19 protein-coding genes and 6 tRNA genes are annotated in these 24,685 nt (G+C 63.9%); 11 read left to right on the top strand and 14 right to left on the bottom strand.

All coding sequences use genetic code 11. From position 1 onward, the window contains the following. Positions 1–136: 136 nt before the first annotated feature. Positions 137–1,903 (bottom strand): cation:proton antiporter, encoded by a 1,767-nt coding sequence (locus RKE25_RS09340; RefSeq protein ID WP_311841953.1) that lies wholly within the window; start codon positions 1,901–1,903, stop codon positions 137–139. A gap of 202 nt (positions 1,904–2,105) precedes the next feature. On the opposite strand from RKE25_RS09340, the gene RKE25_RS09335 reads away from it, so the two are divergent. From RKE25_RS09335 to RKE25_RS09325, 3 genes are all read left to right on the top strand, one after another. Then, positions 2,106–2,181 (top strand) — tRNA-Ala (locus RKE25_RS09335). Positions 2,182–2,195: 14 nt separating this feature from the next. Next, positions 2,196–2,271 (top strand) — tRNA-Glu (locus tag RKE25_RS09330). A gap of 83 nt (positions 2,272–2,354) precedes the next feature. Further along, positions 2,355–2,431, top strand: a tRNA-Asp gene (locus RKE25_RS09325). An 86-nt stretch (positions 2,432–2,517) separates the two neighbouring features. Here RKE25_RS09325 and RKE25_RS09320 read toward each other — a convergent pair. Beyond that, on the bottom strand, positions 2,518–3,018 hold the full coding sequence (locus RKE25_RS09320) for a DUF1249 domain-containing protein (protein WP_311841952.1): 501 nt from the start codon (positions 3,016–3,018) through the stop codon (positions 2,518–2,520). A gap of 24 nt (positions 3,019–3,042) precedes the next feature. After that, the gene (locus tag RKE25_RS09315) at positions 3,043–3,858 is read right to left on the bottom strand and encodes a pyruvate, water dikinase regulatory protein (protein WP_311841951.1); all 816 of its coding nucleotides are present in this window, start codon (positions 3,856–3,858) and stop codon (positions 3,043–3,045) included. A 238-nt stretch (positions 3,859–4,096) separates the two neighbouring features. Between RKE25_RS09315 and ppsA the strand changes: the two genes are divergently transcribed. The 4 genes from ppsA (at position 4,097) to lepB (ending at position 10,948) form a co-directional block, all read left to right on the top strand. Next, positions 4,097–6,469 (top strand): phosphoenolpyruvate synthase, encoded by a 2,373-nt coding sequence (ppsA, locus tag RKE25_RS09310; protein WP_311841950.1) that lies wholly within the window; start codon positions 4,097–4,099, stop codon positions 6,467–6,469. Between the two features lie 269 nt (positions 6,470–6,738). Then, a complete protein-coding gene (locus RKE25_RS09305) occupies positions 6,739–8,976 on the top strand; it encodes a type I secretion system permease/ATPase (RefSeq protein ID WP_311841949.1) in 2,238 nt (745 codons plus the stop codon). After that, positions 8,973–10,193, top strand: a complete 1,221-nt coding sequence (locus RKE25_RS09300) for an HlyD family type I secretion periplasmic adaptor subunit (RefSeq protein WP_311841948.1) — start codon at positions 8,973–8,975, stop codon at positions 10,191–10,193. The genes RKE25_RS09305 and RKE25_RS09300 overlap by 4 nt, the downstream gene beginning before the upstream one ends. A gap of 80 nt (positions 10,194–10,273) precedes the next feature. Further along, entirely contained in the window at positions 10,274–10,948 is a 675-nt protein-coding gene (gene lepB / locus RKE25_RS09295; protein ID WP_311841947.1) for a signal peptidase I, read from the top strand. Between the two features lie 70 nt (positions 10,949–11,018). Here the strand turns inward: lepB and RKE25_RS09290 are convergent. Beyond that, positions 11,019–11,108, bottom strand: a tRNA-Ser gene (locus tag RKE25_RS09290). A gap of 112 nt (positions 11,109–11,220) precedes the next feature. On the opposite strand from RKE25_RS09290, the gene RKE25_RS09285 reads away from it, so the two are divergent. Further along, positions 11,221–11,922, top strand: a complete 702-nt coding sequence (locus RKE25_RS09285; protein WP_311841946.1) for a protein phosphatase 2C domain-containing protein — start codon at positions 11,221–11,223, stop codon at positions 11,920–11,922. Positions 11,923–11,946: 24 nt separating this feature from the next. On the opposite strand, the gene dnaQ is transcribed toward RKE25_RS09285, so the two are convergent. The 3 genes from dnaQ to RKE25_RS09270 are packed head-to-tail and all read right to left on the bottom strand — an operon-like array spanning position 11,947 to position 13,842. Then, positions 11,947–12,690, bottom strand: coding sequence for a DNA polymerase III subunit epsilon (gene dnaQ / locus RKE25_RS09280; protein ID WP_311841945.1), 744 nt, complete (start codon positions 12,688–12,690; stop codon positions 11,947–11,949). Beyond that, the gene (gene rnhA, locus RKE25_RS09275) at positions 12,687–13,130 is read right to left on the bottom strand and encodes a ribonuclease HI (RefSeq protein WP_311841944.1); all 444 of its coding nucleotides are present in this window, start codon (positions 13,128–13,130) and stop codon (positions 12,687–12,689) included. Before rnhA ends, dnaQ begins: the two co-directional genes overlap by 4 nt. A gap of 19 nt (positions 13,131–13,149) precedes the next feature. Further along, positions 13,150–13,842 (bottom strand): methyltransferase domain-containing protein, encoded by a 693-nt coding sequence (locus tag RKE25_RS09270; protein WP_311841943.1) that lies wholly within the window; start codon positions 13,840–13,842, stop codon positions 13,150–13,152. Between the two features lie 221 nt (positions 13,843–14,063). Here RKE25_RS09270 and gloB point away from each other — a divergent pair, with 221 nt between their 5' ends. From gloB to RKE25_RS09255, 3 genes are all read left to right on the top strand, one after another. Next, a complete protein-coding gene (gloB, locus tag RKE25_RS09265) occupies positions 14,064–14,828 on the top strand; it encodes a hydroxyacylglutathione hydrolase (protein WP_311841942.1) in 765 nt (254 codons plus the stop codon). A gap of 95 nt (positions 14,829–14,923) precedes the next feature. After that, positions 14,924–16,072, top strand: coding sequence for a LysM peptidoglycan-binding domain-containing protein (locus tag RKE25_RS09260; protein WP_311841941.1), 1,149 nt, complete (start codon positions 14,924–14,926; stop codon positions 16,070–16,072). An 80-nt stretch (positions 16,073–16,152) separates the two neighbouring features. Beyond that, entirely contained in the window at positions 16,153–16,935 is a 783-nt protein-coding gene (locus RKE25_RS09255; RefSeq protein WP_311841940.1) for an enoyl-ACP reductase, read from the top strand. Positions 16,936–17,008: 73 nt separating this feature from the next. Here RKE25_RS09255 and RKE25_RS09250 read toward each other — a convergent pair whose 3' ends face one another. The 7 genes from RKE25_RS09250 to clpP all read right to left on the bottom strand — a co-directional run bounded on the left by RKE25_RS09250 (position 17,009) and on the right by clpP (position 24,524). Further along, positions 17,009–18,913, bottom strand: a complete 1,905-nt coding sequence (locus RKE25_RS09250) for a SurA N-terminal domain-containing protein (protein ID WP_311841939.1) — start codon at positions 18,911–18,913, stop codon at positions 17,009–17,011. An 89-nt stretch (positions 18,914–19,002) separates the two neighbouring features. Then, positions 19,003–19,079 (bottom strand) — tRNA-Asp (locus RKE25_RS09245). Positions 19,080–19,088: 9 nt separating this feature from the next. Beyond that, positions 19,089–19,163: transfer RNA gene (locus tag RKE25_RS09240), tRNA-Val, on the bottom strand. 20 nt (positions 19,164–19,183) lie between these two features. Then, complete coding sequence (locus tag RKE25_RS09235) at positions 19,184–19,456, bottom strand: HU family DNA-binding protein (protein ID WP_019465590.1); 273 nt, start codon at positions 19,454–19,456, stop codon at positions 19,184–19,186. 346 nt (positions 19,457–19,802) lie between these two features. Further along, positions 19,803–22,319, bottom strand: a complete 2,517-nt coding sequence (gene lon / locus RKE25_RS09230) for an endopeptidase La (RefSeq protein ID WP_311841938.1) — start codon at positions 22,317–22,319, stop codon at positions 19,803–19,805. A gap of 175 nt (positions 22,320–22,494) precedes the next feature. Beyond that, positions 22,495–23,790, bottom strand: a complete 1,296-nt coding sequence (gene clpX, locus RKE25_RS09225; RefSeq protein WP_311841937.1) for an ATP-dependent Clp protease ATP-binding subunit ClpX — start codon at positions 23,788–23,790, stop codon at positions 22,495–22,497. Positions 23,791–23,894: 104 nt separating this feature from the next. Next, positions 23,895–24,524 (bottom strand): ATP-dependent Clp endopeptidase proteolytic subunit ClpP, encoded by a 630-nt coding sequence (clpP, locus tag RKE25_RS09220; RefSeq protein ID WP_311841936.1) that lies wholly within the window; start codon positions 24,522–24,524, stop codon positions 23,895–23,897. Positions 24,525–24,685 lie beyond the last annotated feature (161 nt).

The raw sequence follows: 24,685 nt of genomic DNA, 5'->3' as shown, positions 1-24,685 counted from the left end.
GGACGGGCCTCCCCGATGGAGGCAGCGCCACGCATTGTGCGGCGCCTTCCCGGTCTTAGCAACGATTCGGGCCTGGGACCATCAGGCATGATAAAGGTTCAAGCCACGTGACAGTCGTGGCTTTTTGCGAATTCCTTCACGGATGTCCGCCCGGGCGTCCGTCGCGCTCCAGCGTATCCTTCAGCGCCGCCTGCAAACGGGCGTGCACCTGGACCAGTACGCGCCACAGCAACCAGGTGAGCCCCAGCCCGACCAACAGCAGCACCAGCGCCACTTCGCGCGGCGGCAGGATGGTCGACGCCAGCGCGGCGACCAGCAGTCCGAGCACCCACATCGCCGCCAGAGGCACAAGACGTGCCAATACGGACCGGATCTTCACATTGAGCGAACCGCCCACACGTTCCGGAATGCTCAGTTCGGCGAGCAACATGCCGAGCGCGGCCGCCTTCCGATAGGTCGCCACGATCATCGGCAGGGAAAGCAGGGCCGCCAGGGACCATGCCAGCGAGCGCGCGACCGGGGGGCGCTGGGCGAACAGGTCCCAATGGAAGAAGCCGCGGCGGTACAGGAAGGCCATGATCAGGAACACTGCCACCACGAGCATCATGTTGATGATCACGTGCCAGATCAGGCGGCGGATCATCTTCATCACCATGGCGCCCTGCCCGCTCAGGCTCAGGCTACCCATCCAGTCGGTGTACGCGTTGAACATGCCGCTGATGCCGGAAGGCAGGCGGCGGGCCAGTCCCGACGCTAGCGGGTCCGCTGCTCGTATCAGGTACGGCGTAAGAAAGGTGGTGATGGCGGATACCGCCACCGCAACCGGGTAGAGGAAGCTGCTGGTCACCTTCAGGCTCAATCCCAGCGAAGCGATCACGAACGAGAACTCACCGATCTGCGCCAGCCCCATGCCGACGCGAAGGGAAGTCCGTCCGCCGTTGCCCGCCACGAAGGTACCGAAGCTGCAGGTAATCACCTTGCCGAGCACCACGACGATCGTCACCACGGTAATCGGCAACGCGTACTGGGCCAGCAGCGCCGGATCGATCAGCATGCCGATGGCGACGAAGAAAATGGCGCTGAACATGTCCCGCACTGGCCCGATGATCCGCTCGATGCGGGCCACGCTGTCGGACTCGCCCACGATCGCGCCGATCAGGAACGCGCCGAGCGCCACGCTATACCCCATCTCAGACACGAGCAGGCAGAAACCGAAGCACAGACCCAGCACCGCCACCAGCAACACATCGTCGCGGCTGACGCGTGCGATGTAATCGACCACCCGCGGGACCAGCAGCAATCCCACGACCAGCGATACCACCATGAAGAGCATTAGGCGGCCGACGGCTTCCATGGCCGGCCCGGCCTCCAGGTTCCCGGTGCTGGCGATGCCCGTGAGCAGGGCCATCAGCACCACCGCGAGCACATCCTCGATGATGAGAATGCCGAAGATCAGCTGGGCGAAGCGCTCGCGCTTCAGATCCAGGTCGTCCAGCGCCTTCATGATGATCGTGGTGGACGAGATCGACAGCATGGCGCCGAGGAACATCGAGTCCATCGAGCTCCAGCCGAAGAAGCGCCCGATCTCGTAGCCGATCCATACCATCAGCACGATCTCGCAGATCGCCGCTACCAGCGCCGCGCCGCCCACGGCCCTCAGTTTTTTCAGGCTGAACTCCAGCCCCAGGGCGAACAGGAGCAGGATCATGCCCAGCTCCGACAGCGTGCGGATGGTGTCTTCGTCGTGGATGAAGATCACTGCCGAGGTGTACGGCCCGACCACCAGCCCGGCGATGATGTAGCCGAGCACGACCGGCTGCTTCAGGCGCTGGAAGATTACGGTGGTGAGGCCGGCGACCAGCATCACCGTGGCGAGGTCCTGGATGAAGTGCAGATCGTGCATGGAGGCTTCCGTGTCGAACCGAGGACAGACTACATGCAAGGCATGCGCTGCACCGACAGGCACCTACGCGAAGCCGGCTCCGAGAACGCGCGGATGACCGGCCAAACGGCGGTCATCCGCCACCCACATTTGTGAAAAAAATTCTTCGCGGATGCTTGACGAAACCCGGAACCCTATCTATTCTTTCGGGCTCCACAGCAGTGGGGCCATAGCTCAGCTGGGAGAGCGCCTGCATGGCATGCAGGAGGTCGGCGGTTCGATCCCGCCTGGCTCCACCAAAGTTTTAAATCACGTCCCCATCGTCTAGAGGCCTAGGACATCACCCTTTCACGGTGGCGACCGGGGTTCGAATCCCCGTGGGGACGCCAGTTTGAACCGGATGCTTCGCCATGAAGCGACGGAGCCGAGCTGGAAAGCAGGGGCCTCTTTGGCTTGAGTTGTTCGAAAATGCGGAGCGGTAGTTCAGTCGGTTAGAATGCTGGCCTGTCACGCCGGAGGTCGCGGGTTCGAGTCCCGTCCGCTCCGCCACTTTTCCAAGGAACCCGCCTCGCGCGGGTTTTTTGTTGCCTGCGTTTTGCACAGCTCCGTCAGCGCAAGATCGGCGCTTCGCAGACTTACAACTCGTGTCCCGGCGGGAGCTCCACTGGCTTGTGATGCTCGATCGGCTCGAGCGTTCCGCGCGAGTGTCCCTGTTCGGCAAGGTACTCCAGCCAGCGGGAGAGAAAGCCGTTCATGCGCAACCGGTGCTGCAATACCGTGTGCGCCGGAGGAAACGGCCCCAGCACCTGCCACAGGTGGCGGCCTGGATGGCAATGCAACGCCTCGGCGACATGCGCGTCCGTATACATCCTCAACTGCGCCGACGGGGAAGGATGGCCCGTGTTGTCGTCGAGGAAGTCGTAGGTCAGTTCCAGTTCCAGCGTATAGGGGTGCCGTTCCTGCACCTGCAGGCGAACGTCCAGCCCGTCGTCCACGGCCGACACGTAATAGCCCGGCGCCAGTTCGTGCGGTGCGAACAGGTGCGTCAGGCGATGGTAGTTCTCCGCATACAGTCCCATCAGAAAACCGAAGCGATCCGGCAACAGGGACTGGCGACTGTCCAGCACGGCACTCATAAAGACGATGGCTACTCCTCGGGGTCAGAACATGGTCCGCTCGATACCGAAGCGGTCCAGAATCTTGCTCGCGATTTCCTCGATCGACACGTGCGTAGTGTTGAGGCTGGGAATCCCTTCGCGGCGCATGAGCTTCTCGGCCTGCTCCAGCTCCCATCGGCACTGCTGCAGGGTCGCATAACGACTGCCGGCGCGCCGCTGCTCGCGGATCTGCGCCAGCCGCTGGGGGTCGATGGTGAGGCCGAACAACCGGTCCCGATAGGGACGCAGCCGCGCCGGAAGCTCCAGCTTGTCGAGATCGTCGTCGGTCAGAGGGTAATTGGCGGCGCTCACCCCGTAATGCAAGGCCATGTAAAGGCAGGTCGGCGTCTTGCCCGAGCGCGATACGCCGACCAGGATCAGATCCGCCTGCGCATAGTCCACGTCGATGCCGTCGTCGTGGGACAGCGCATAGTTGGTGGCATTGATGCGCGCCTCGTACTTGTCGAAGTCCACCAGGCCATGGGAACGGTTGACAGCCCCCGAGCGCTTGGCGCCCAGCTCATCCTCCAGCGGACCGATGAACGGCGCGAATACGTCCAGCATCAGCGCCCCGCTCCCCGCCACGATCTCGCACAGGTCGCGGGACGCCATGGTGTTGACCACGATCGGACGCTCGCCGGTCTGGGCGTATCTCGTCTTGATACGCAACGCCGCAGCCTCAGCTTTTTGCGGATCGTCCACGAACGGCAGGCGATGCTTGTCGAACTGCACGCCCTCGAATTGGGCCAGGATGCTGTTGCCGATCGTCTCCGCGGTAATACCAGTGGAATCGGAGATATAAAAAACGGTTCGCCGCATACCTGTCCCTGGGGCCTCGATAAAGAGTGGCCGCCACCTTAGCGCATGCGCGAATCCCTGTCTTTGCTTGACCATCTCCTGACTGGTATGCAGTTGGCGCGGCAGTGGGCGTCAATGGTCTTCTTGTGCCCCGCACCATCGGCGGCGGACAATACCAGTTCTTTGCGGCCGCGTTTGCGCGCTGTCACACGCCCTACCCCTATCGCCTTACCCCCTATAGAGCTCTGAGGAGACTCCCTTGAACGATCTGGTGCTTTGGCTCGACTCGCTGCGCATGACCGACCTGGGCAAGGTCGGCGGCAAGAATGCGTCGCTCGGCGAGATGATCGGCAACCTGGCCAAGCTCGGGGTTTCCGTCCCCGGCGGCTTCGCCACCACTGCCGAAGCCTTTCAGCAGTACCTGGACAAGAGTGGGGTGGCCAAGCGCATCCAGGCTCGCCTGGCCGATCTGGACGTCGATGACGTCGACGCCCTCACCACCGCCGGCAAGGAGATCCGCGAGTGGGTCACCGAGACGCCGCTGCCGGCCGACCTCGATCAAGCCATTCGAGGCGCCTACGCAAAGCTCTGCAAGGACGCCGGCGCGGAGAACATCGCCGTGGCCGTGCGCTCCTCTGCTACCGCCGAAGACCTGCCCGACGCGTCCTTCGCAGGCCAGCAGGAAACCTTCCTCAACGTGGTCGGCATCGATGACGTGCTGCACAAGGTGAAGGAAGTCTTCGCCTCGCTCTACAACGATCGCGCCATCGCCTATCGCGTGCACCAGGGCTTCAAGCACGAAGACGTGTTCCTCTCCGCCGGCGTGCAGCTGATGGTGCGCTCGGACGTGGGCGCTTCCGGCGTGCTGTTCACGCTGGACACCGAGTCCGGCTTCCGCGACGTCGTATTCGTCACCGGCTCCTATGGCCTGGGCGAAATGGTCGTACAGGGCGCGGTGAACCCCGACGAGTTCTATGTCTTCAAACCCACGCTCAAGCAGGGCAAGCCGGCGGTGCTGCGCCGCCAGCTCGGTGCCAAGCAGCTGCGCATGGTCTATTCGTCCACGCCGGGCGAGCGCGTAAAGACCGAGCCGACGCCGGACGAGCTGCGCCACCGCTTCTGCATCACCGACGAGGACGTGCAGGAATTGGCCAAGCAGGCGCTGATCATCGAGCAGCACTACGGCCGCCCGATGGACATCGAATGGGCGAAGGACGGCCATACCGGCAAGCTGTACATCGTGCAGGCCCGCCCGGAAACGGTGAAATCGCGCGCCCATGCCACGCAATTGGAGCGCTTCCATCTCGCGGAGAAGGGCAAGGTCCTGGCCGAAGGCCGCGCCATCGGCCAGAAGATCGGCGCCGGCAAGGCGCGCGTCGTGCGCAGTCTTGCCGATATGAACAAGGTGCAGCCCGGCGACGTGCTGGTGGCCGACATGACCGACCCCGATTGGGAGCCGGTGATGAAGCGCGCCTCCGCGATCGTCACCAATCGCGGCGGCCGCACCTGCCACGCCGCGATCATCGCGCGCGAACTGGGCGTGCCCGCGGTGGTAGGGACGGGCAATGCGCTGGAAAAAATCCCTGATGGCATGGACGTCACCGTGTCCTGCGCGGAAGGCGATACCGGCACGATCTACGAAGGCACGCTGAAGTTCGATCGTGTCACCGCCGACCTGGGCGACATGCCCGAGGCGCCGCTGAAGATCATGATGAACGTGGCCAACCCGGAACGCGCCTTCGATTTCGGCATGCTGCCGAATGCCGGCATCGGCCTGGCCCGCCTGGAGATGATCATCGCCAGCCACATCGGCGTGCACCCCAAGGCCTTGCTCGAATACGCCAAGCAGGATGCCGCCACCAAGGCGAAGATCGACGAACGCATCGCCGGCTACGCCGACCCGGTGTCGTTCTACGTCGACCGGCTGGCGGAAGGCATTGCCACCATCGCCGCCTCGGTCTTCCCCAAGCCGGTGATCGTGCGCTTGTCGGACTTCAAGTCCAATGAGTACGCCAACCTCCTGGGTGGCTCGCGCTATGAGCCGCACGAAGAAAATCCGATGATCGGCTACCGCGGCGCCAGCCGCTACGTCGACGCAGGCTTCGCCGAATCGTTCGGGCTGGAATGCAAAGCCGTCAAGCGCGTGCGCGAGGTGATGGGCCTGGACAATGTGTGGGTAATGATCCCCTTCGTGCGCACGCTGGGCGAAGGCCGCAAGGTGGTCGAGGTGCTGGCCAAGAACGGCCTGAAGCAAGGCGAGCGCGACCTGAAGATCATCATGATGTGCGAGGTGCCCTCCAACGCATTGCTCGCCGATGAGTTTCTCGACATCTTCGACGGTTTCTCGATCGGCTCCAATGACCTCACCCAGCTCACCCTGGGCCTGGACCGCGATTCCAGCATCGTCGCCAACCTGTTCGACGAGCGCGATCCGGCGGTCAAGAAGCTGCTCGCCATGGCGATCAAGACCGCTCGCGAGAAAGGCAAGTACGTGGGCATCTGCGGCCAAGGCCCGTCCGACCATCCGGATCTCGCCGAATGGCTGATGGACCAGGGCATCGAATCGGTATCGCTGAATCCGGACACCGTGGTGGATACTTGGTTGCGGTTGGCCAAGAAGAAAGCCGGCTGAGCGCCAGGGAAAAAGAAAGCTCAGGAAGGGCGGTGGCGACACCGCCCTTATCTTTTTGGAGTCGCAGTCATTCGAGCATTTAGGACTGAGGGGCACCGCCGTTTCGTACCTCTTCGATGGCCCCTGACAGGACCGTCTTCGATCCTTGGCAGACTTTTCCGGGCACCGGGAAAGCCCGATGGCACGTAGCCCGGGCTTTCCGCGATTCATGAATCGCTCCCCCCGCGCGCGGGACGCGATGGTGTCCGGCCTCGCCACGGAGCAACCACGTGTCCACCGAAGCCTTTAGCCTTCCGCGCAAAAGCGTGGGAACGGCGCCGACCGCCGCCAGCGAAGACACCTTGCAGCAGAGTGTGATGCTGCTATGCGAGCAGCATGGAGTGAGCAGGAGCGAGCGAGCCGTCTTCGCGGGGCTGCCCGTGTCGACGCCGCTGGAACCAGGACTCGCCTTAGTCGCGCTGGAGCGTGCCGGGCTGTCGGCGACCATGGTCCTGCGCAAGGCCGCGAAGATCTCGGAGCACCTGTGGCCCGTCGTCCTGTTGCGCAAGGACGGAGGCGGCTGTCTCTTGCTGGATCGATCCTCCGGCGAGAACGGCCCCATCTATCGGGTCGTGCTGCCCGAACTCGGCAGAGACCCTGTGGCACTAGACGCCGATGAGATGGATGCGCTGTACGCCGGTGCTGCCATTCTCGCCAAGCCTAAGGGCACCGTCGGCGAGAACGGCAGAGACACCGGCCTCCCCAAGAGCCGCCCTTCGCACTGGCTGTTCGGCACTTTGTGGCGTTACCGCGGTTACTACGCCAATGCTGCGATCGCCACCTTGCTGGTGAACGTGCTTTCCCTGGCCAGCATTTTCTTCACCATGAACGTCTACGACCGAGTGGTCCCGAACTTTGCCATCGTGACCTTATGGTCGCTGGCCATCGGCGTATCGCTCGCCATGATCTTCGAAGGCGTGACGCGCTACATCCGCAGCTACCTGCTGGACCTTGCCGGCAAGAAGGCCGATCTTGCGGTGGGCAGCATGCTGTTCCAGCAGGCCATGTCCGTTCGCATGGAGCGGAAGCCAGCGTCTCCCGGCACCTTCGCCAATCAGTTGCGTGAATTCGATTCGGTGCGCGACTTCATCACTTCCGCGACGCTTTCGGCGATTGCCGACCTCCCCTTCGTGCTCCTGTTCGTCGGCGTGATCTTCGCCGTCGGCGGTCCGCTGGGATGGGTGCCTGCGGCGATGATTCCCCTGATCGCCCTGATCAGCGTGTGGGTTCAATGGCCGCTCGCGCGGATCATGAACGAAAACCTGCGGGAGTCCTCGCTCAAGCAGGGCGTATTGATCGAATCACTGGAAGGTATCGAGACGCTCAAGGCCGTCTCGGGCGAAGGCTTCATGCAGCGGCGCTGGGATACCTTCAGCGCGCTGTCGGCGGCCACGTCGATGAAATCGCGCCATCTATCCGCGACGGCGACGGGCATCATCGCTTTCCTTCAGCAATTGCAGACCGTGGTGCTCATCGTCATGGGCGTCTACCTCATCGAGGCAAAGGAACTTACCCAAGGCGCACTCATCGCCACCGTGATGCTTTCCGGCCGCGCACTCGCACCGCTAAGCCAGGTAGCCGGGTTGGCCATTCGCTATCAGCAGGCCAAGGTCGCTTACCGGTCCATGGATCAGTTGATGGCGACACCGACCGAACGCGATAAGGAGCGCGATTATCTGGCCGGCCACACCTTGAGCGGCGGCATCGAGCTGCGCGACATCGGTTTCGGCTACCCGGTACCGCCCGATCGGCCTTCCCCGCCGCCCATGCTGGATCGCATCAGTTTCAGCGTGGCTCCTGGCGAGCGGATAGGCATCCTCGGCAAGGTGGGTAGCGGCAAGTCCACGCTATTGAAGGTGATCGGCAGACTCTATGAGCCCACCAAGGGGCAGCTGCTCGCCGATGGACTCAATGCCTCGCAGCTGGATGTCGCCGACTGGCGCCACGCAGTGGCCTATGTCGGCCAGCACTCCCGCCTCTTCTACGGCACGCTGCGCCAGAACGTCCTCATCTCGCGACCGGACGCCTCGGCCGAGGCATTCCTGCGCGTACTGCGTCTCACGGGTCTGGAGGATATGGCCTCCCGCCACCCGCTCGGGATCAATCTGCCGATCGGCGAGACAGGCGAAGGCTTGTCCGGAGGACAGCGACAGATGGTCGCGCTCGCCCGTGCCTTGATCGCCAACCCCAAGGTGCTCCTGCTCGACGAGCCAACCAGCGCCATGGATGCGCAGACCGAAAGCCAGTTTCTCGAACAACTCCAGCACGCACTGCAGGACCAGACCGTCCTGATGGTGACGCATCGGCCATCGGCTTTGAGGTTGGTCGAACGCGTGATCGTGATCGACGAGGGCAAGATCGTCGCCGACGGGAAGAAGGCCGACATCATGGCTCGGCTTGCGTCAAAGAAATCCTCCTCTGCCGCTCCAACGCCACAGGTGGCGAGTCAAGGAGGGCTCGACGCATGAAAAAGAAGAAGCACTCGGCCACCCTGCAGCCGGGCGACATCGCTTACGTCAACGACATCCGGCAGGCCATGCTGGCACATTCCACGCCTCGCATGAACGCCATGCTCTATCTCATGCTGGTGATACTGATATGTGCCATGAGCTGGGCCGCGATCGCGCGCGTCGATGAAGTGACCAGGGCGGAAGGACGCATCGTCGCCTCGGGCGGCGAACAGAATATCCAGAGTCTCGATGGCGGCATCCTGCAGGCCTTGCTCGTGCGGGAAGGCGATCTGGTCGAACAGGGCCAACCGCTGGCGAAGATCGACCCAACACGTGCCGAAGCCGGCTATCGCGAAGTCCGTTCCAAGGTCATCGGCCTGCAGGGCAACGTGGCACGACTGCGTGCCGAGGCCTATGACCAAGCCCTGGATTTTTCGGAAGAGGTCCGCAACGAACCCAAGGTGATTCAGGAAGAAACGCAGGCCTTCGAGGCACGGCGCAGGTCCCTCGACGAAAGCGTCGCCTCGTTGCAACGAAGCTTCGACCTCGCAACCAAGGAACTGGCGCTTTCGGAACCTCTCATGCGCAAGGGACTAGTTTCGGAAGTCGAAATCCTGCGCATGCGCCGCGACGCCAACAACTACAAGATGCAGATCGCGGAACAGCGCAATCGCTTCAAGGCACAGGCCAACTCCGAGCTCGCACAGGCGGAGCTGGAGCTGGCGCAAACGAAGGAACGCCTGGCAGGCAATGCCAGTGTGGTGGAGCACACCCTGCTCGCCTCCCCCGTCAAAGGCGTGGTCAAAAACATCCGCATCAAGACCATCGGGGGCGTGGTGCGGCCTGGCGAGACCATCATGGAGATATCTCCCGTCGACGGACGACTCCTGGTCGAGGGCAAGATCAAGCCGGCGGACGTGGGCTTTGTGCACATCGGCCAGGCGGCCACGGTGAAGATCTCGGCCTACGACTACGGCATCTATGGCGCGCTGAAGGGCAAGGTGGAGCTGGTCAGCTCCGACACGCTGGAAAACGAAAAGAAGCCAGGCGACGACACCACCTATTACCGCGTGCTGGTGCGCACGGACGGGGACTCGCTCATGGTGGCCGACAAGCCATTGGCCATACGTCCCGGCATGACGTCGACCATCGACATCCGCACCAGCGACAAGACCATTCTCGACTACTTGCTCAAACCAGTCTTCAAGGCCAAGGAAGCCTTCCGGGAGCGATAAAACACGTCGGATCGGGAACTATCCCTACACCGGCCTGTCTCGCATCGAGGCAACGATGCCTACGGGTTGGGAGAAGGATCATGCAGCTGCTCAGATCGTTTCTGCGCCGAAACCGCGGGTTCCTGGCATTCCTGCTGTGCATGCTGGTGTTCCGCAGCGCAGTGGCGGACTGGAACGTGGTCCCCACCGGCTCCATGCAACCCACCATACGCATCGGTGACCGTATCGTGGTGGACAAGATGGCCTATGACATGCGCATTCCATTTACGCATGTCTCGCTTCTGCATCTGGGAGATCCGAAGCGCGGCGATATCGTGGTACTGGAGTCGGAAGCAGCGGGGGAACGCCTCGTCAAACGTGTGATCGGCGTTCCCGGGGACATGGTGGCGTTGCGCGGCAATCGCCTGTTCGTCAATGGACGCGATGCGCATTACCGGCCGACCCACGTCACCGGCATCGATGACGACACCACCGATCCGGCCGACTATGTCCTTGAGGAGACCGCAGACGGCGGACACCCCGTGCGACTATCCCGATTCCATGCGAGCCCGATGCGCGATTTCGGCCCCGTGGTCGTCCCCCAGGGACGCTATCTTTTGATGGGAGACAACCGCGACAACAGCGCGGACTCGCGCTACTACGGCTTCTTCCCACGGCAGGAAATTACTGGGCAGGCGACACGCGTGGCGGTATCGCTCGATCCCGCCAACCACTATTTGCCGCGGCACGGCCGTTACTGGAGCAAGCTGGAGTAACCACTTCCGCGCGCCCAGCAAACAGCAAGCCGAAAAAGCAAAAGGCCCCGATCGGGGCCTTTTGCATATCTGGCGGAGAGGGTGGGATTCGAACCCACGGTACGCTTGCACGTACGCCTGATTTCGAGTCAGGTACATTCGACCACTCTGCCACCTCTCCGAAGGGGTCACACGGTGGTCCGCGCGAGCCGGCGATCATACGCGAGACGGTTCGTCGTGACAACTCCCCGGACATGGGGCATCCTGCGCGCACACGTCCCTCCCGGCAGCCCATGATCGAATTCGGACACGGTACCCACGTCGGCCTGCGGCGTGCGCGCAACGAAGACACCTATTACGCCGACGCCGGCCTGGGCCTGTTCCTGGTCGCCGACGGTATGGGCGGTCATCAGCATGGCGAGGTCGCCTCGGCCTTGGTGCGCGACGCGGTGACCGATCTTGTGACCCGCGGGCACACCCTCGTCGAGGCGATCAAAGGTGCCGATGAGCGTCTCATGGCGCAGACGCGGAACTACCGCGACCCGCTTCCGATGGGTACCACCATTGCGGCGCTGCGGTTGAGTCCGGCCGGCTACGAGGTAGCCTGGGTCGGCGACAGCCGTATCTACCTGTGGAAAGACGGCCTGAAGCAGATCAGTCATGACCACTCGCTGGTTCAGGAACTGGTGGCTGCAGGCACGCTCGATGCCAGCCAGGCCGCACGCCATCCGCAACGCAATGTCATCACCCAGGCGCTGGGGATCACGGCAGTGGATCAGCTGCATATCGGCCTGGCACGCGGGAAGCTCGAGCCAGGCATGGCATTCCTGCTTTGCAGCGACGGCTTGACCGAAGAAGTCAGCGATGCGGCGATTGCCCGCGTCGTGGAGCGCCGCGATATCGCCGCGCAGGAATGCGTGGACCACCTGCTGCTCGCCGCCCTGGACGCCGGCGGCAACGACAACATCACCGTGATCCTCGCCAGGATCGATTGATGCCTCTCCGCGAAGCCTCACGGCCTAGCCGGCGGCCACCGCCGCATCCGCCACAGGCGCCTCCTCCTTGCGCCAGATACTCGTGCCGCCGGCGCTCTTGTCCAGGGCATCCAGGCGCCGCTCGTGCGCCGTCAGCTCGTCCTCGGTGGCGCGCAGCACCTTTGGCCGCCGCGTGAGTACCGCAGGCATCACCACCTGCGCGGCACCACCCTGCTCCGGCGCAGCTTCGAATCCCAGGTCCAGCGCGACCTGGCCCGAGGTCATGGCGAGGTACACCTCGGCCAGCAGCTGGGCGTCGATCAGGCCGCCGTGCAGATCGCGCGCCGAGTTGTCCACGCCCAGGCGCTTGCAGAGCGCATCGAGGCTGTTGCGCTGGCCGGGATAGCGCTCCCGCGCCATCACAAGCGTGTCGATCACCGGACAATGATCGGCGATCCGGCCATAGCGCTCACCGACGCGCGCCAGTTCGGCATCGAGGAAGCCCACGTCGAACGTGGCGTTATGGATGATCAGTTCGGCGCCCTGGATGAAGGCCAGGAACTCCTCCACCACGTCCGCGAAGCGTGGCTTGTCGAGCAGGAACTCGTCCTCGATGCCGGTGACCTGCTTGGCGCCTTCGTCGATCAGGCGGTCCGGATTGAGGTAAGTCTGGTAGTGGCGCCCGGTGGGTCGGCGCTCGACCATCTCGACGCAGGCGATTTCGATCAGGCGATGCCCCTGGCGGACTTCGAGGCCTGTGGTTTCGGTGTCGAGGACGATCTGCCTCATCGCTTGCTCCTGTACTGCTCGGCCTGTTCGCGGGCGGCCACGTCGACTCGCTCGTTCTCCACGTGGCCATTATGGCCGCGCACCCATTGCCAGCGCAGCTGATGCGCTCCCGCGGCCGCGGCGAGCCGCTGCCACAAGTCTTGGTTCTTCACCGGCTTCTTGTCGGCAGTCTTCCAGCCATTGGCGATCCACTTCGGCACCCACTCCTCGATGCCTTGCATCACATAGCGGGAGTCCGTGGTGAGGAGCACTTTGCAAGGGCGCTTCAGTGCCTCGAGCGCAGCGATGGCCGCCATCAGCTCCATGCGGTTGTTGGTCGTCTCCGGTTCGCCGCCGGCGATCAGGCGTTCCGTCCCCTTGGCGCGCAACAGGGCGGCCCAGCCGCCCGGCCCGGGATTGCCGAGGCATGCGCCATCGGTAAAAGCTTCCACGTCGGTCATCGTTACCTGCGTTGATGTTTCATGCGTCGGACGAGGCGTCGCGCCTCGCACCGGGTGCCAGTTTCACATTGACCGGCGCGGGCACCAGCGCCGGCTTGAGCTTGGGCAGTATGGCCACCCGGCGCTGCTTCCGGGCGATCAGCCAATAGGCGCCGCCCAACGGATGGGCGCCGCGCGCCCGTCTGCCCGCATTGGGCCAGACATGACCTACCCGCTCCACGCGCTCGATGTCGAGCTCCGCCCCCCGCACCCAGCGTTCCAAGATGAGCGGCGAGGTCAAGGCAGGCATGGTGCCATGGCGACGGTGCCAGTAGACCCAGGGCAGCCATGCGCTCAACGGATGCAACCCGCTCACCACCAGCACACCGCCCGGCGCCAGCACCCGGCAGGCCTCCTGCAGCAGGGCTTGCGGCACCGGCGCTACCTCCACGGCATGGCGCAGCAGCACCAGGCCGAAAGCGTCGTCCACGAAAGGCAACGGTTCGTCGGCCCGGGCTTTGACGTCGCCCTGGAAACGCGTACCCACCAAGCGCATCCGGGTCCAATAGCCGAGCAGCGGCAGCACCGGCGGGTGGTCGTGCGACAGCGCCGAGAGCAGCAGGGCGTGCGACCCCGCGCAACGCTGCAGGTGCGGCGCCATCGCTGCGGCCTCCTCCGCCAGGAGGTGGCGAAGATGAGCGCTGGCGTAGATGTCTTTGTCGCGCTGCGGCATGGAAGATCGGACGGGTACGTTCAAGCGCTGAGTGTAAACGCTGGCACCGGGAACCGGGCCCCTGTTCACACCGCCGCGCCCAACCGCGACACAACACTGAACGCGGCCGGCGCCGGTTAACGGCTTGCTAACGAGCCTCCGCCCCGCCCGCTTTATAGTCCCCCACTTCGCGCAAGCCGGGAGGCCTGCGCCAGTCGATACGAAACCGCAGAGGTGCCCCCTTGCACGTCGTACCGTTACCGGCGCTCGCCGACAACTACATCTGGCTGTTGTACGACGATGCCGGTAATGCGCTCGTGGTCGATCCTGGCGAAGCTACTCCTGTGGAAACCGCGCTGGCCGCACGCAAACTGCGCTTGCGCGCCATTCTGCTGACGCACCATCACAACGATCACATCGGCGGCGTCCAAGCGCTGCTCGCGCGTCACCAAGTTCCCGTGTATGCCCCCCGCGACGACCGCATCGCGCATGTCTCCCACCGCGTCGACGATGGAGACACGGTAACGCTGGACAAGCCCACCGCTGCGTTTCGCGTGCTGGAGATCCCCGGCCATACCCGCTCCCATATCGCCTACGTCGGGGAAGGCCTGCTGCTTTGCGGCGACACGCTCTTCAGCATGGGCTGCGGCCGTCTGTTCGAAGGCACGCCCCAGCAGATGCTCGCGTCGCTGGACCGGCTCGCCGACCTGCCGGGCGACCTCAAGGTGTGCTGCGCGCACGAGTACACCGCTTCCAACGGACGCTTTGCGCAGACCGTGGAACCGGCGAACTCGGATCTCCTGCAGCGCATCGAGCAGGTGCGCACCCTGCGCGAACGCGAAGAGCCGACCCTGCCGGTGACTCTCTCGACCGAGCGGGCAACCAACCCTTTCCTGCGCATCGACAGCGAAGACGTGGCGCAGTGGTGCTCCCGCCACGGCGCCGCTGCCGACCGCGTCTCGCGCTTCGCGACTCTGCGCGCTGCCAAGGATGAGTTCCGCGCATGACACGCCCCACTCTTCGCCTTCTTCCCGCGACGGTCACCCTGTGTCTTGCCGCCTGCGCGAGCGCTCCGCCCTCCCAGCCTTCGGCACCCGCTTCCGTGAACGTGGTAAAGCCTGCGGCGCCCAAGCCGAGCATCAGCAATGTTCCCGGCCACGTGGGCGCGGCGGAAACGCCGTCGGACTCGGCCAACGTGTGGGATCAATTGCGCGGCAGCTTCCAGATGGCCGATTGCGATGCTGATCCGTCCATTACATATTGGGCGCGCCGGTACACACAAAGCCCATCGGTATTCGAAGCGCAGATGCGCGAGGTGATGCCGCGGTTGATGTACGTACAGCAGATCGCCGCCAAGCATGGCGTGGCGGGCGAGTTTGCCCTGCTGCCCTGGGTCGAGAGCCACTACCGTCCGGTGCCGGGAAGCAAGGGCAATCCGGCGGGCATGTGGCAGATCATGCCGGTGACGGCCAATGCCCTCGGCATGCGCGTGGACAAGAATTTCGATGGCCGCCTGGATATGCCGGCCGCCACCGACGCGATCATGGCGCTGCTCAAGCGCTATCACGACGATCTTGGCGACTGGCGCATGGCCGACTATGCCTTCAACGCCGGCGAATTCGCCGCCCGCAAGCTGCTCGATCGCTACGGCATGCCGGGCGAGGAGCCGGCCATTCCCAAGATGCCGGTCAAGCGCATCACGCGCGAACATCTGGCGAAACTGCTTGCCATCTCCTGCGTCGTACGCGACCCGGGACGCTTCAATGTCCAGTTGCCGCTGATCGCGCCCGAACAGCAATTGGTCTCCGTCCCCGTCGACCAATCGATGCCGATCGCCCAGGCCGCCAACCATGCGGGCATGTCCGTGGACGAATTGAAGAATCTCAACGCGGGCTTCCGCAACGGGTACTTCGACAAGCGCGCGGCTTCTTACCTGGTCATGCCGAGCGGTCGCGTGGAGCAGTTCCGCAATGCCCTGCTGCAGAACGGCAGCAACGGAACGACTGGCTCAGACAGCAGCAGCTTCGCCGCGGCGTCGAGTGGCCCGTCTGCTCCGCTGGAGGATGGCGGAACCGCGGCCGGCAAGGCACAGGCGACCCGCACCCGGACCCACACGGTGAAATCCGGCGAAACGCTGTGGAACATCGCCCGCCGCTATTCGCTCGACGTGGACCAGATCAGGCGCTGGAACGGTTTGCAAGGCTCCACGCTTCGTCTCGGCCAGGTACTGAAGCTCGACGCCCAGGGCTGATGCCCGCTGCCGCCATCGCAAAACCGGCCTGTTACACTGCCCGCGACGCGCCTGGGCGCGCCATGGCCCGGAGAGGACGCATGGGATTCCTGCACGGCAAGCGCGCCCTGATCGTCGGCATCGCCAGCCAGCGCTCGATCGCCTGGGGCATCGCCAACGCGATGCATCGCGAAGGCGCGCAACTGGCCTTCACCTACCAGAATGACCGACTCAAGGATCGCGTCGACGAGGCGGCCAACGCCTTCGGCTCCAACATCACGCTGCCTTGCGACGTCTCGGACGATACGCAGATCAACCAGCTCTTCGCCGAATTGGGCCGCCACTGGGATGGCTTCGACATCCTCGTGCATTCGGTCGGCTACGCGCCACGCGAAGCGTTGCAGGGCGAATTCCTCGATCAACTTACCCGCGAAAGTTTCGCCATCGCACACGACGTCTCCAGCTACAGCCTCGCCGCACTGGCCAAAGCAGCGCGGCCACTGATGGGTGGCCGCGGCGGCGCCATCCTCACCCTGAGCTACCTCGGTGCGATACGCGCGCTCTCCAACTACAACGTGATGGGCCTGGCGAAAGCCAGCCTCGAGGCGAACGTCCGTTACCTCGCCTACAACCTTGGGCCTGAAGGCACCCGCGTGAACGCCATTTCCGCGGGCCCGATCAAGACGCTCGCAGCGGCCGGCATTTCCAACTTCCGCAGAATGCTGGACCACGTCGAAGAGAACGCGCCACTGCGACGCAGCGTCACTATCGATGAAGTCGGCAATGTCGCTGCGTTTCTATGCTCGGATCTCGCTTCGGGCATCACGGGCGAAGTCACTTATGTGGACAGCGGCTACAACATCCTGGGGATGACCGGAGTCTGACCACGGATTGACGGGGGCAGAACAAAAAAAGGCGACCCGAAGGTCGCCTTTCTGTTTCTGCGCCCGCCGCGAATTACATGCGGTCAGTGGCAACCTTGATCTCGGTCTTGGCCTTCAGCGCATCGATGAACGCCTGCGTGGCCGACGCTCCGTACACCCGAGCCATCTGCTGGCGGAGCATATCGCGCTGCTGGGCCGGGACCTTGGAGAGATCGGCATCCTGCACCTTGTCGAGCGCCAGCAGGACGTAGGAACCATCCTGCTGCGGCACGCTGGCGAACTCTGCCTTCCCTTGCGCGGGGTGCGGCAGCTTGAAGGCTTCAAAAAGCACTTCCGGCGGCACGTCGCCCAGTCCGCGGGTGGCTTCGTCAGCCTTCCGCAAGGGGGCGCCGACGGAAGCGGCGATGGCTGCCATGTCCTCGCCCTTCTGCAGGCGAGCCAGCAGATCATCCGCCTTGGCCTTGGCCGCGGCAGCCACGCGCTCGTCCAGGACCTTCTGGCGCACCGCGTCGCGCACCTCGGCCAACGGCTTGGGCGCGGCGGCCACATGCTTGTCGACGTGGATCACCACGGCATGGTCGTTGCCCAGATCGATGAGGCCGGAATTGTTGCCCTGTGCCAGCACGTCGTCGGCGAACGCGGCCTGCACCAGCTTCGGGTTCGAGGCGATGCCGGTGCCGCCCTGGCGCGAGAACAGCTCGGAAGTCTTGATCGGCAGCCCGAGCGCCTGCGATGCCGGTTCCAGCGAGCCCGGATTCTGATAGGCGCTGTCGGTCAGCTTGCCGGCAATCTCATTGAACTTGCGGTCGCGCTCACCCGTCATCGCCTCCTTGGCGAGCTGGTCGCGCACTTCGGCGAACGGCTTGGCCTGGCCACTGCGGATGTCGCGCAGCCACAGCACATGATAGCCCTCGTCGGAAAGCACCGGCTTGGAAATCTGGTCCTTCTGCAGCGCGAACAGTGCTTCGTCGAAGGCCGCGTTGGCCACGCCCTTCTCTAGCCAGCCCAGATCGCCACCCGTGCGCTTCGAACCCAGGTCGTCCGACGACTGTTCGGCGAGCTTGGCGAAATTGTCCGGCTTGGCTTCGCCCGCGATCTGCTGGGCCTTGGCCAAGGCAGCCTTCTGCTGCTCCGGCGTCGCGTTCTTCGGCACATTGACCAGGATGTGTGAGACGAGACGCTGCTCCGGCAACACGAAGCGCTGCTTTTCCTGCTCGTAGCGCTTCTTGAGGTCATCCTCGCTGGGCTCCGCGTCCAGCTTGAGATCACCACCGGTCACTTCGATGTACTTCACCGAGACCTGCTCGGGATTCACGAAGTCGGCTTGATGAGCCTTGTAGTACGCATCGATCTGCGCATCGTCCACCTTCGCATCGGTCAACGCCGGACGCGGCAGCGCGAAGAAGCGCAGATCGCGACGCTGCATGCTGAGGTTGAGATAACGATCGATATCCGCATCGGTGATGACCGTGGACGCATCGATCGCATCCGGCAGTTGGGCCACAGCGAGCTCGTTGCGCAGCTCCGCCTCGAACTGGCCGGAGGTCTTGCCCATGCCGGTGAGGAAAGCGCGATACAGGCCTGGGTCGAACTTGCCGTTCTGCTGCAGGCCCGGGAAGGCCAGGATGCTGTCGCGCAGTTGCTGATCGGAGACGCGCATGCCCATGTTGGCAGCCGCATCGAGCAGCAGGCGCTGGTCGACCATCGCGTTGACGATGCGCAGCTTGTTCTCGGGCTTCTCGAACGCCGCCGCATCGAACTGCTCTCCCTGCTGCTGCATCATCTGCTGGCGCAGGTTGTTCATGCGCTGCTGGAAGTCCTGCTGGGAGATCTCATGCTTGCCGACCTTCGCCACGAAGGTCTCGGTCCGCGATATGAAGTACGACTCGATACCGAAGAAGGAAATCGCGAAGACGCAAACGCCCAGAATGACGATGGACGGCCATCCGTGAAGCTTGGTACGTAGTGCCTGCAACATGGGAATCTTCCCGTCAGGGTTGATCGATGCGCCCTACCCGGCGCGGTCCATAAAAAGCAAGGGCGCCACGCGGGCGCCCTTGCGAACTGTGGCGGAGCGGACGGGACTCGAACCCGCGACCTCCGGCGTGACAGGCCAGCATTCTAACCGACTGAACTACCGCTCCGCAGTTTTCTGGTGGGTGCTGTAGGGATCGAACCTACGACCATCGCCTTGTAAGGGCGGTGCTCTACCGCTGAGCTAAGCACCCGAAACCAAGCGGTCAGCCGCTTAGTTTAGGGCATCCTTGAGGGTCTTGCCAGCCTTGAAAGCCGGAACCTTCGAGGCCTTGATCTTGATCGTCTCGTTGGTGCGCGGGTTGCGGCCGGTACGAGCGGCGCGCTTGCGCACGGTGAAAGTGCCAAAGCCCACGACCGACACATCGTCACCCTTCTTCAGCGCCTTCTGCACGGTCTCGAAGAAAGCCTCGAGCGCGCGGCCAGCGTCAGCCTTGGTGAGTTCGGCCTTCTCGGCAATGGCATTGATCAGATCGGTTTTATTCATTGAGACACTCCCTTAAACGATTATGCGGCCCGCGTGGTCAGTCTGGGACGAGACGACGCCGACTAGAGTTGGTTGGCGACCAGGTGTGGGGCGCCGCCCCGCGACCCCGCATCGATGCGCTTCCGACGACGCGCGTGGATTGCGGTGCCGCCTTTATACCAGTGCCCCCTAGGGTCCGCAATATAAGCAATACCAAGGCTTTCAGGCTCTTTGCCACGTTCAGAAGCACTTGCATTACAGGGTTCGAAACGTTACGCAGCGCACACGCGGAACGCTCATCTGCGCATAAAAAAAGTGGCATGCCAGGGGCATGCCACTTTCGATGATCAACCGATCGCGACGCCGCTCAATGGGGGCGCGCGGGCGTCTCGGCAGACTCGTCGGCGCTCTCCACCTTCTCCACCGTCGCCGGCGCCGCTTCCTCTTCCTTGGCCTGACGCGGCTGCAGTGGACGCTCCAGCGCGATGTCGAGCACTTCGTCGATCCAGCGAACCGCATGGATGTCGAGCTGGCCGGTGATGTTCGACGGAATGTCCGCAAGGTCCTTCTTGTTCTCTTCCGGGATGATCACCGTCGTGATGCCGCCACGGTGAGCCGCCAGCAACTTCTCCTTGAGGCCACCGATCGGCAGTACGCGGCCGCGCAGGGTGATCTCGCCGGTCATCGCCACCTCGGAGCGCACCGGCACCTTGGTGAGCGCCGACACCAGCGCCGTGCACATGGCGATGCCCGCGCTCGGGCCGTCCTTTGGCGTCGCACCTTCCGGCACGTGGATGTGGATGTCGTAGTTCTGATGGAACTCCGGATCGATGCCCAGGTTGTCCGCCCGCGCACGCACCACCGAGAGCGCCGCCTGGATGGATTCCTTCATGACGTCGCCAAGCTGGCCGGTGTGCACCAGCCGGCCCTTGCCCGGCACGATGGAGGCTTCGATGCTCAGCAGATCGCCACCCACCTGCGTCCATGCGAGGCCGGTGACCAGACCGACTTCGTTCTGCTGCTCCTTGCGGCCGAAGTCGAAGCGGCGCACGCCGAGGTAATGCTCCAGGTTCTCCGAGGTGACCTTGATCGCCGAAGGCTTCTTGGCCTTGGTCGCCTTCGCGGCCTCGGCCTTCTTGGCCTCCACCTTCTTGCCCTTGGCCTTCTTCACTTCGCCCAGGGTGAGCTCCTTGACGACCTTGCGGCAGATCTTGGACACCTCGCGCTCGAGATTGCGCACACCGGACTCGCGCGTGTAGTAGCGCACGATGTCGCGGACGGCTTCGCCGTCGACGCTGAGCTCGCCTTCCTTCAGGCCATTGGCCTTCAGCTGCTTCGGCAGCAAGTACTTCTGCGCGATCGCCATCTTCTCGTCCTCGGTGTAACCGGGGATGCGAATGACTTCCATGCGATCCAGCAGCGGCCCGGGGATGTTGAGCGAGTTGGCCGTGGCGATCCACATCACCTCGGAAAGATCGAGATCGACCTCGAGGTAGTGATCGTTGAACGTGTGGTTCTGCTCGGGATCCAGCACTTCCAGCAGCGCCGACGACGGGTCGCCGCGGAAGTCCATCGACATCTTGTCGATCTCATCCAGCACGAACAGTGGGTTCTTGGTGCCGACCTTGTTCAAGTTCTGCACGATGCGGCCAGGCATCGAACCGATGTAGGTGCGGCGGTGACCGCGGATCTCGGCCTCGTCACGCACGCCGCCCAGGCTCATGCGGACGAACTTGCGGTTCGTCGCTTTCGCGATGGACTGGCCGAGCGAGGTCTTGCCCACGCCCGGCGGACCGACCAGGCAAAGGATGGGACCCTTCATGGTGTTCACGCGCTGCTGCACGGCCAGGTATTCGAGAATGCGTTCCTTGACCTTCTCCAGACCGAAGTGGTCGGCGTCGAGCACGTCCTGCGCCAGCTGCAGGTCCTTGCGCACCTTGGTGCGCTTCTTCCACGGCACGCCGACCAGCCAGTCCAGGTAGTTGCGCACCACCGTGGCCTCGGCCGACATGGGCGACATCTGGCGCAGCTTGCCGAACTCCTGGCGCGCCTTGGCCAACACCGCCTTGGGCATGCCGGCGTTGTCGATCTTCTTCTGCAGCTCCTCGATCTCGTTCGGGCCTTCCTCGCTCTCGCCGAGCTCCTTCTGGATGGCCTTCATCTGCTCGTTGAGGTAGTACTCGCGCTGGCTCTTCTCCATCTGCGACTTGACGCGACCGCGGATGCGCTTTTCCACCTGCTGCAGATCCATCTCGCCGTCGACCAGCCCGATCAGCAGCTCGAGACGTTGGCCGACGTCGGCCGTCTCCAGCACTTTCTGCTTGTCGGCCATGCGCACAGACAGGTGGGCCGCGATCGAATCGGCCAGCCGCGACGGATCGTCGATGCCGGACAGCGTCGCCAGCACTTCCGGCGGAAGCTTGCGGCTCTGCTTCACCAACTGCTCGAACAGCGACACCAGCGTGCGCGATACCACGTCGAGCTCGCGCTCCTTGGCGCTGTATTGCGGCTCGATGATGCGGGAGGTGGCCATCAGCATGCCGCCCTCCTCCTGGTACTTCTCGACGGACACGCGTGCCTGGCCTTCGACCAACACCTTCACCGTGCCGTCGGGAAGCTTCAGCAGCTGCAGCACGCCCGCCAGCGTACCGATCTGGTGGAGGTCGGCCACGGCCGGATCGTCGATGTCGGGGCTCTTCTGCGCCACCAGCAGGATCTGGCGCTCGCCCTCCATGGCGCGCTCGAGCGCGCGCATGGATTTATCGCGACCGACGAACAGCGGGATGACCATGTGGGGATAGACCACCACGTCGCGCAGCGGCAGAACCGGAAGCGCGTCCAGGGTGGCACCCGTGGCGACGGGAAGGGGGGCATTTTTTGCCATGTAAATGGTTCCCTCGGGGGACTGAAGCGACTACGCCCCGACACTGCGCCGGAGGCATCTGATCGTCAAGTGGAGGCCGGGGCGCCCGCGCACAAGTGCGCATGGCGCAACGGAAACAAAAACGGCCCCGACAGACGCCGGGGCCGTTCGTTCAGCCTTGCGAGGCGCAGGCTGCTCAGGCGGCGTCGCCGCCCTCGCCCGCCACGCGCTGCTGCTGCAGGTTGCCGCGATAGATCAGGTAAGGCTCGGCCTGGCCGTTGATGACGGCGTCGTCCACGACCACCTTGCTCACGTGCTCCAGTGAGGGCAGCTCGTACATGGTGTCCAGCAGCACCTGCTCCAGGATGGTGCGCAGGCCGCGGGCGCCGGTCTTGCGCTTCAACGCCTTGCGGGCGATGGCCTGCAGGGCCTCCGGGCGGAACTCCAGCTCCACACCTTCCATCTCGAACAGCTTCTTGAACTGCTTGGTGACGGCGTTCCTGGGCTCGGTCAGGATCTTGACCAAAGCGGCCTCATCCAGCTCGTCCAGGGTCGCCACCACCGGCAAGCGGCCGACGAACTCCGGAATCAGGCCGAAGCGGACCAGGTCGGCCGGCTCCACGTCCGCCAGCACCTTCCCGAGGTTCTCGGTACGTTCCTTGCTGCGCACCTCGGCGGAGAAGCCGATGCCCGTGGTCTCGGAACGCTGCTGGATCACCTTCTCCAGGCCGGCGAACGCGCCACCGCAGATGAACAGGATGTTCTTGGTGTCCACCTGCAGGAATTCCTGCTGCGGATGCTTGCGGCCGCCCTGCGGCGGGACCGAGGCCAGGGTGCCCTCGATCAGCTTCAGCAGCGCCTGCTGCACGCCTTCGCCCGACACGTCGCGCGTGATCGACGGGTTCTCGCTCTTGCGCGAGATCTTGTCGATCTCGTCGATGTAGACGATGCCCGACTGCGCCTTGTCGACGTCGTAGTCGCACTTCTGCAGCAGCTTCTGGATGATGTTCTCCACGTCCTCGCCCACGTAGCCGGCTTCGGTCAACGTGGTGGCATCGGCAATGGTGAACGGCACGTTGAGCAGGCGCGCCAGCGTCTCGGCGAGCAGGGTCTTGCCCGAGCCGGTAGGGCCGATCAGGAGGATGTTGGACTTGCCCAGCTCGACGTCGTCGCTCTTCTGACGCGACTCCATGCGCTTGTAGTGGTTGTACACGGCCACCGCCAGCGCTTTCTTGGCGCGGGTCTGGCCGACCACATACTGGTCGAGCGTCTCCATGATCTCGCGGGGCTTGGGCAGCTGGCTGCGCCCGGAGGCGGCCTTCTCCTCCAGCTCCTCGCGGATGATGTCGTTGCAAAGCTCCACGCACTCGTCGCAGATGAACACGGACGGACCCGCGATCAGCTTGCGCACTTCGTGCTGGCTCTTGCCGCAGAAGGAGCAGTAGAGAATCTTGCCGCTGTCGTTGGAACGGCCCTGCCGCTCGTCAGTCATGCTGTAACCCTGCTGTAAATCGGTTGCGAAGCGAGAATAGCACAGGGTTCCGCGTCCGATTCCAGACGCAGAACCTGGCTTTCAAGCACTATAACGGCCGTCTATCAGGCCGACTTGACCGTTTCGACGGCGCGGCGGTCCAGCACCTGGTCGATCAGGCCGTACTCGCGGGCGGCCTCGGCGCTCATGAAACGGTCACGCTCCATGTCCCGCTCGATCTTGTCCAGCGGCTGGCCGGTGTGATGTACATAAATTTCGTTAAGACGGCGACGCAGGTACAGGATTTCCTGGGCCTGAATCTCGATGTCCGTCGCCTGCCCGCGGGCGCCGCCCGACGGCTGGTGGATCATCACGCGCGAATTGGGCAGCGAGTAGCGCTTGCCCTTGGCGCCCGCCATCAGCAGCAGCGACGCGGCGCTGCAGGCCTGGCCGACGCACATCGTGCTGACGTCCGGCTTGATGAACTGCATGGTGTCGTAGATCGCCAGGCCGGCGGTGACCGCACCGCCCGGGCTGTTGATATACAGATGAATGTCCTTGTCCGGGTTCTCGGACTCCAGGAACAGCATCTGCGCGACCAGCAGGTTGGCGACCTGGTCGTTCACTTCGCCGACAAGGAAGATCACGCGCTCCTTCAGGAGGCGGGAATAGATGTCGTACGAACGCTCGCCGCGCGCCGTCTGCTCGACGACGATGGGGACCAGGTTGAGGTTCTGGATCGGGTCCATGGCCATGCTTGTCGCTCTCCGGTTAATTCGCCTGCTTGTGCTCGGCAGATCGTGCTGGAAACCGCGAAAAATCGCCATCCGGGCGGAATTCGCGCTCCCAAGGGGCACGGCTCACGTCGTCACCCGTTTCGCGGCCGGGCCCACCGGGGCCGGCCGCGACGACTTTC

Source organism: Dyella sp. BiH032 (assembly GCF_031954525.1).
GTDB lineage: Bacteria > Pseudomonadota > Gammaproteobacteria > Xanthomonadales > Rhodanobacteraceae > Dyella_D.
The sequence above is the reverse complement of the archived record's forward strand: the minus strand, read 5'-3'. Positions and strand labels throughout refer to the sequence as shown.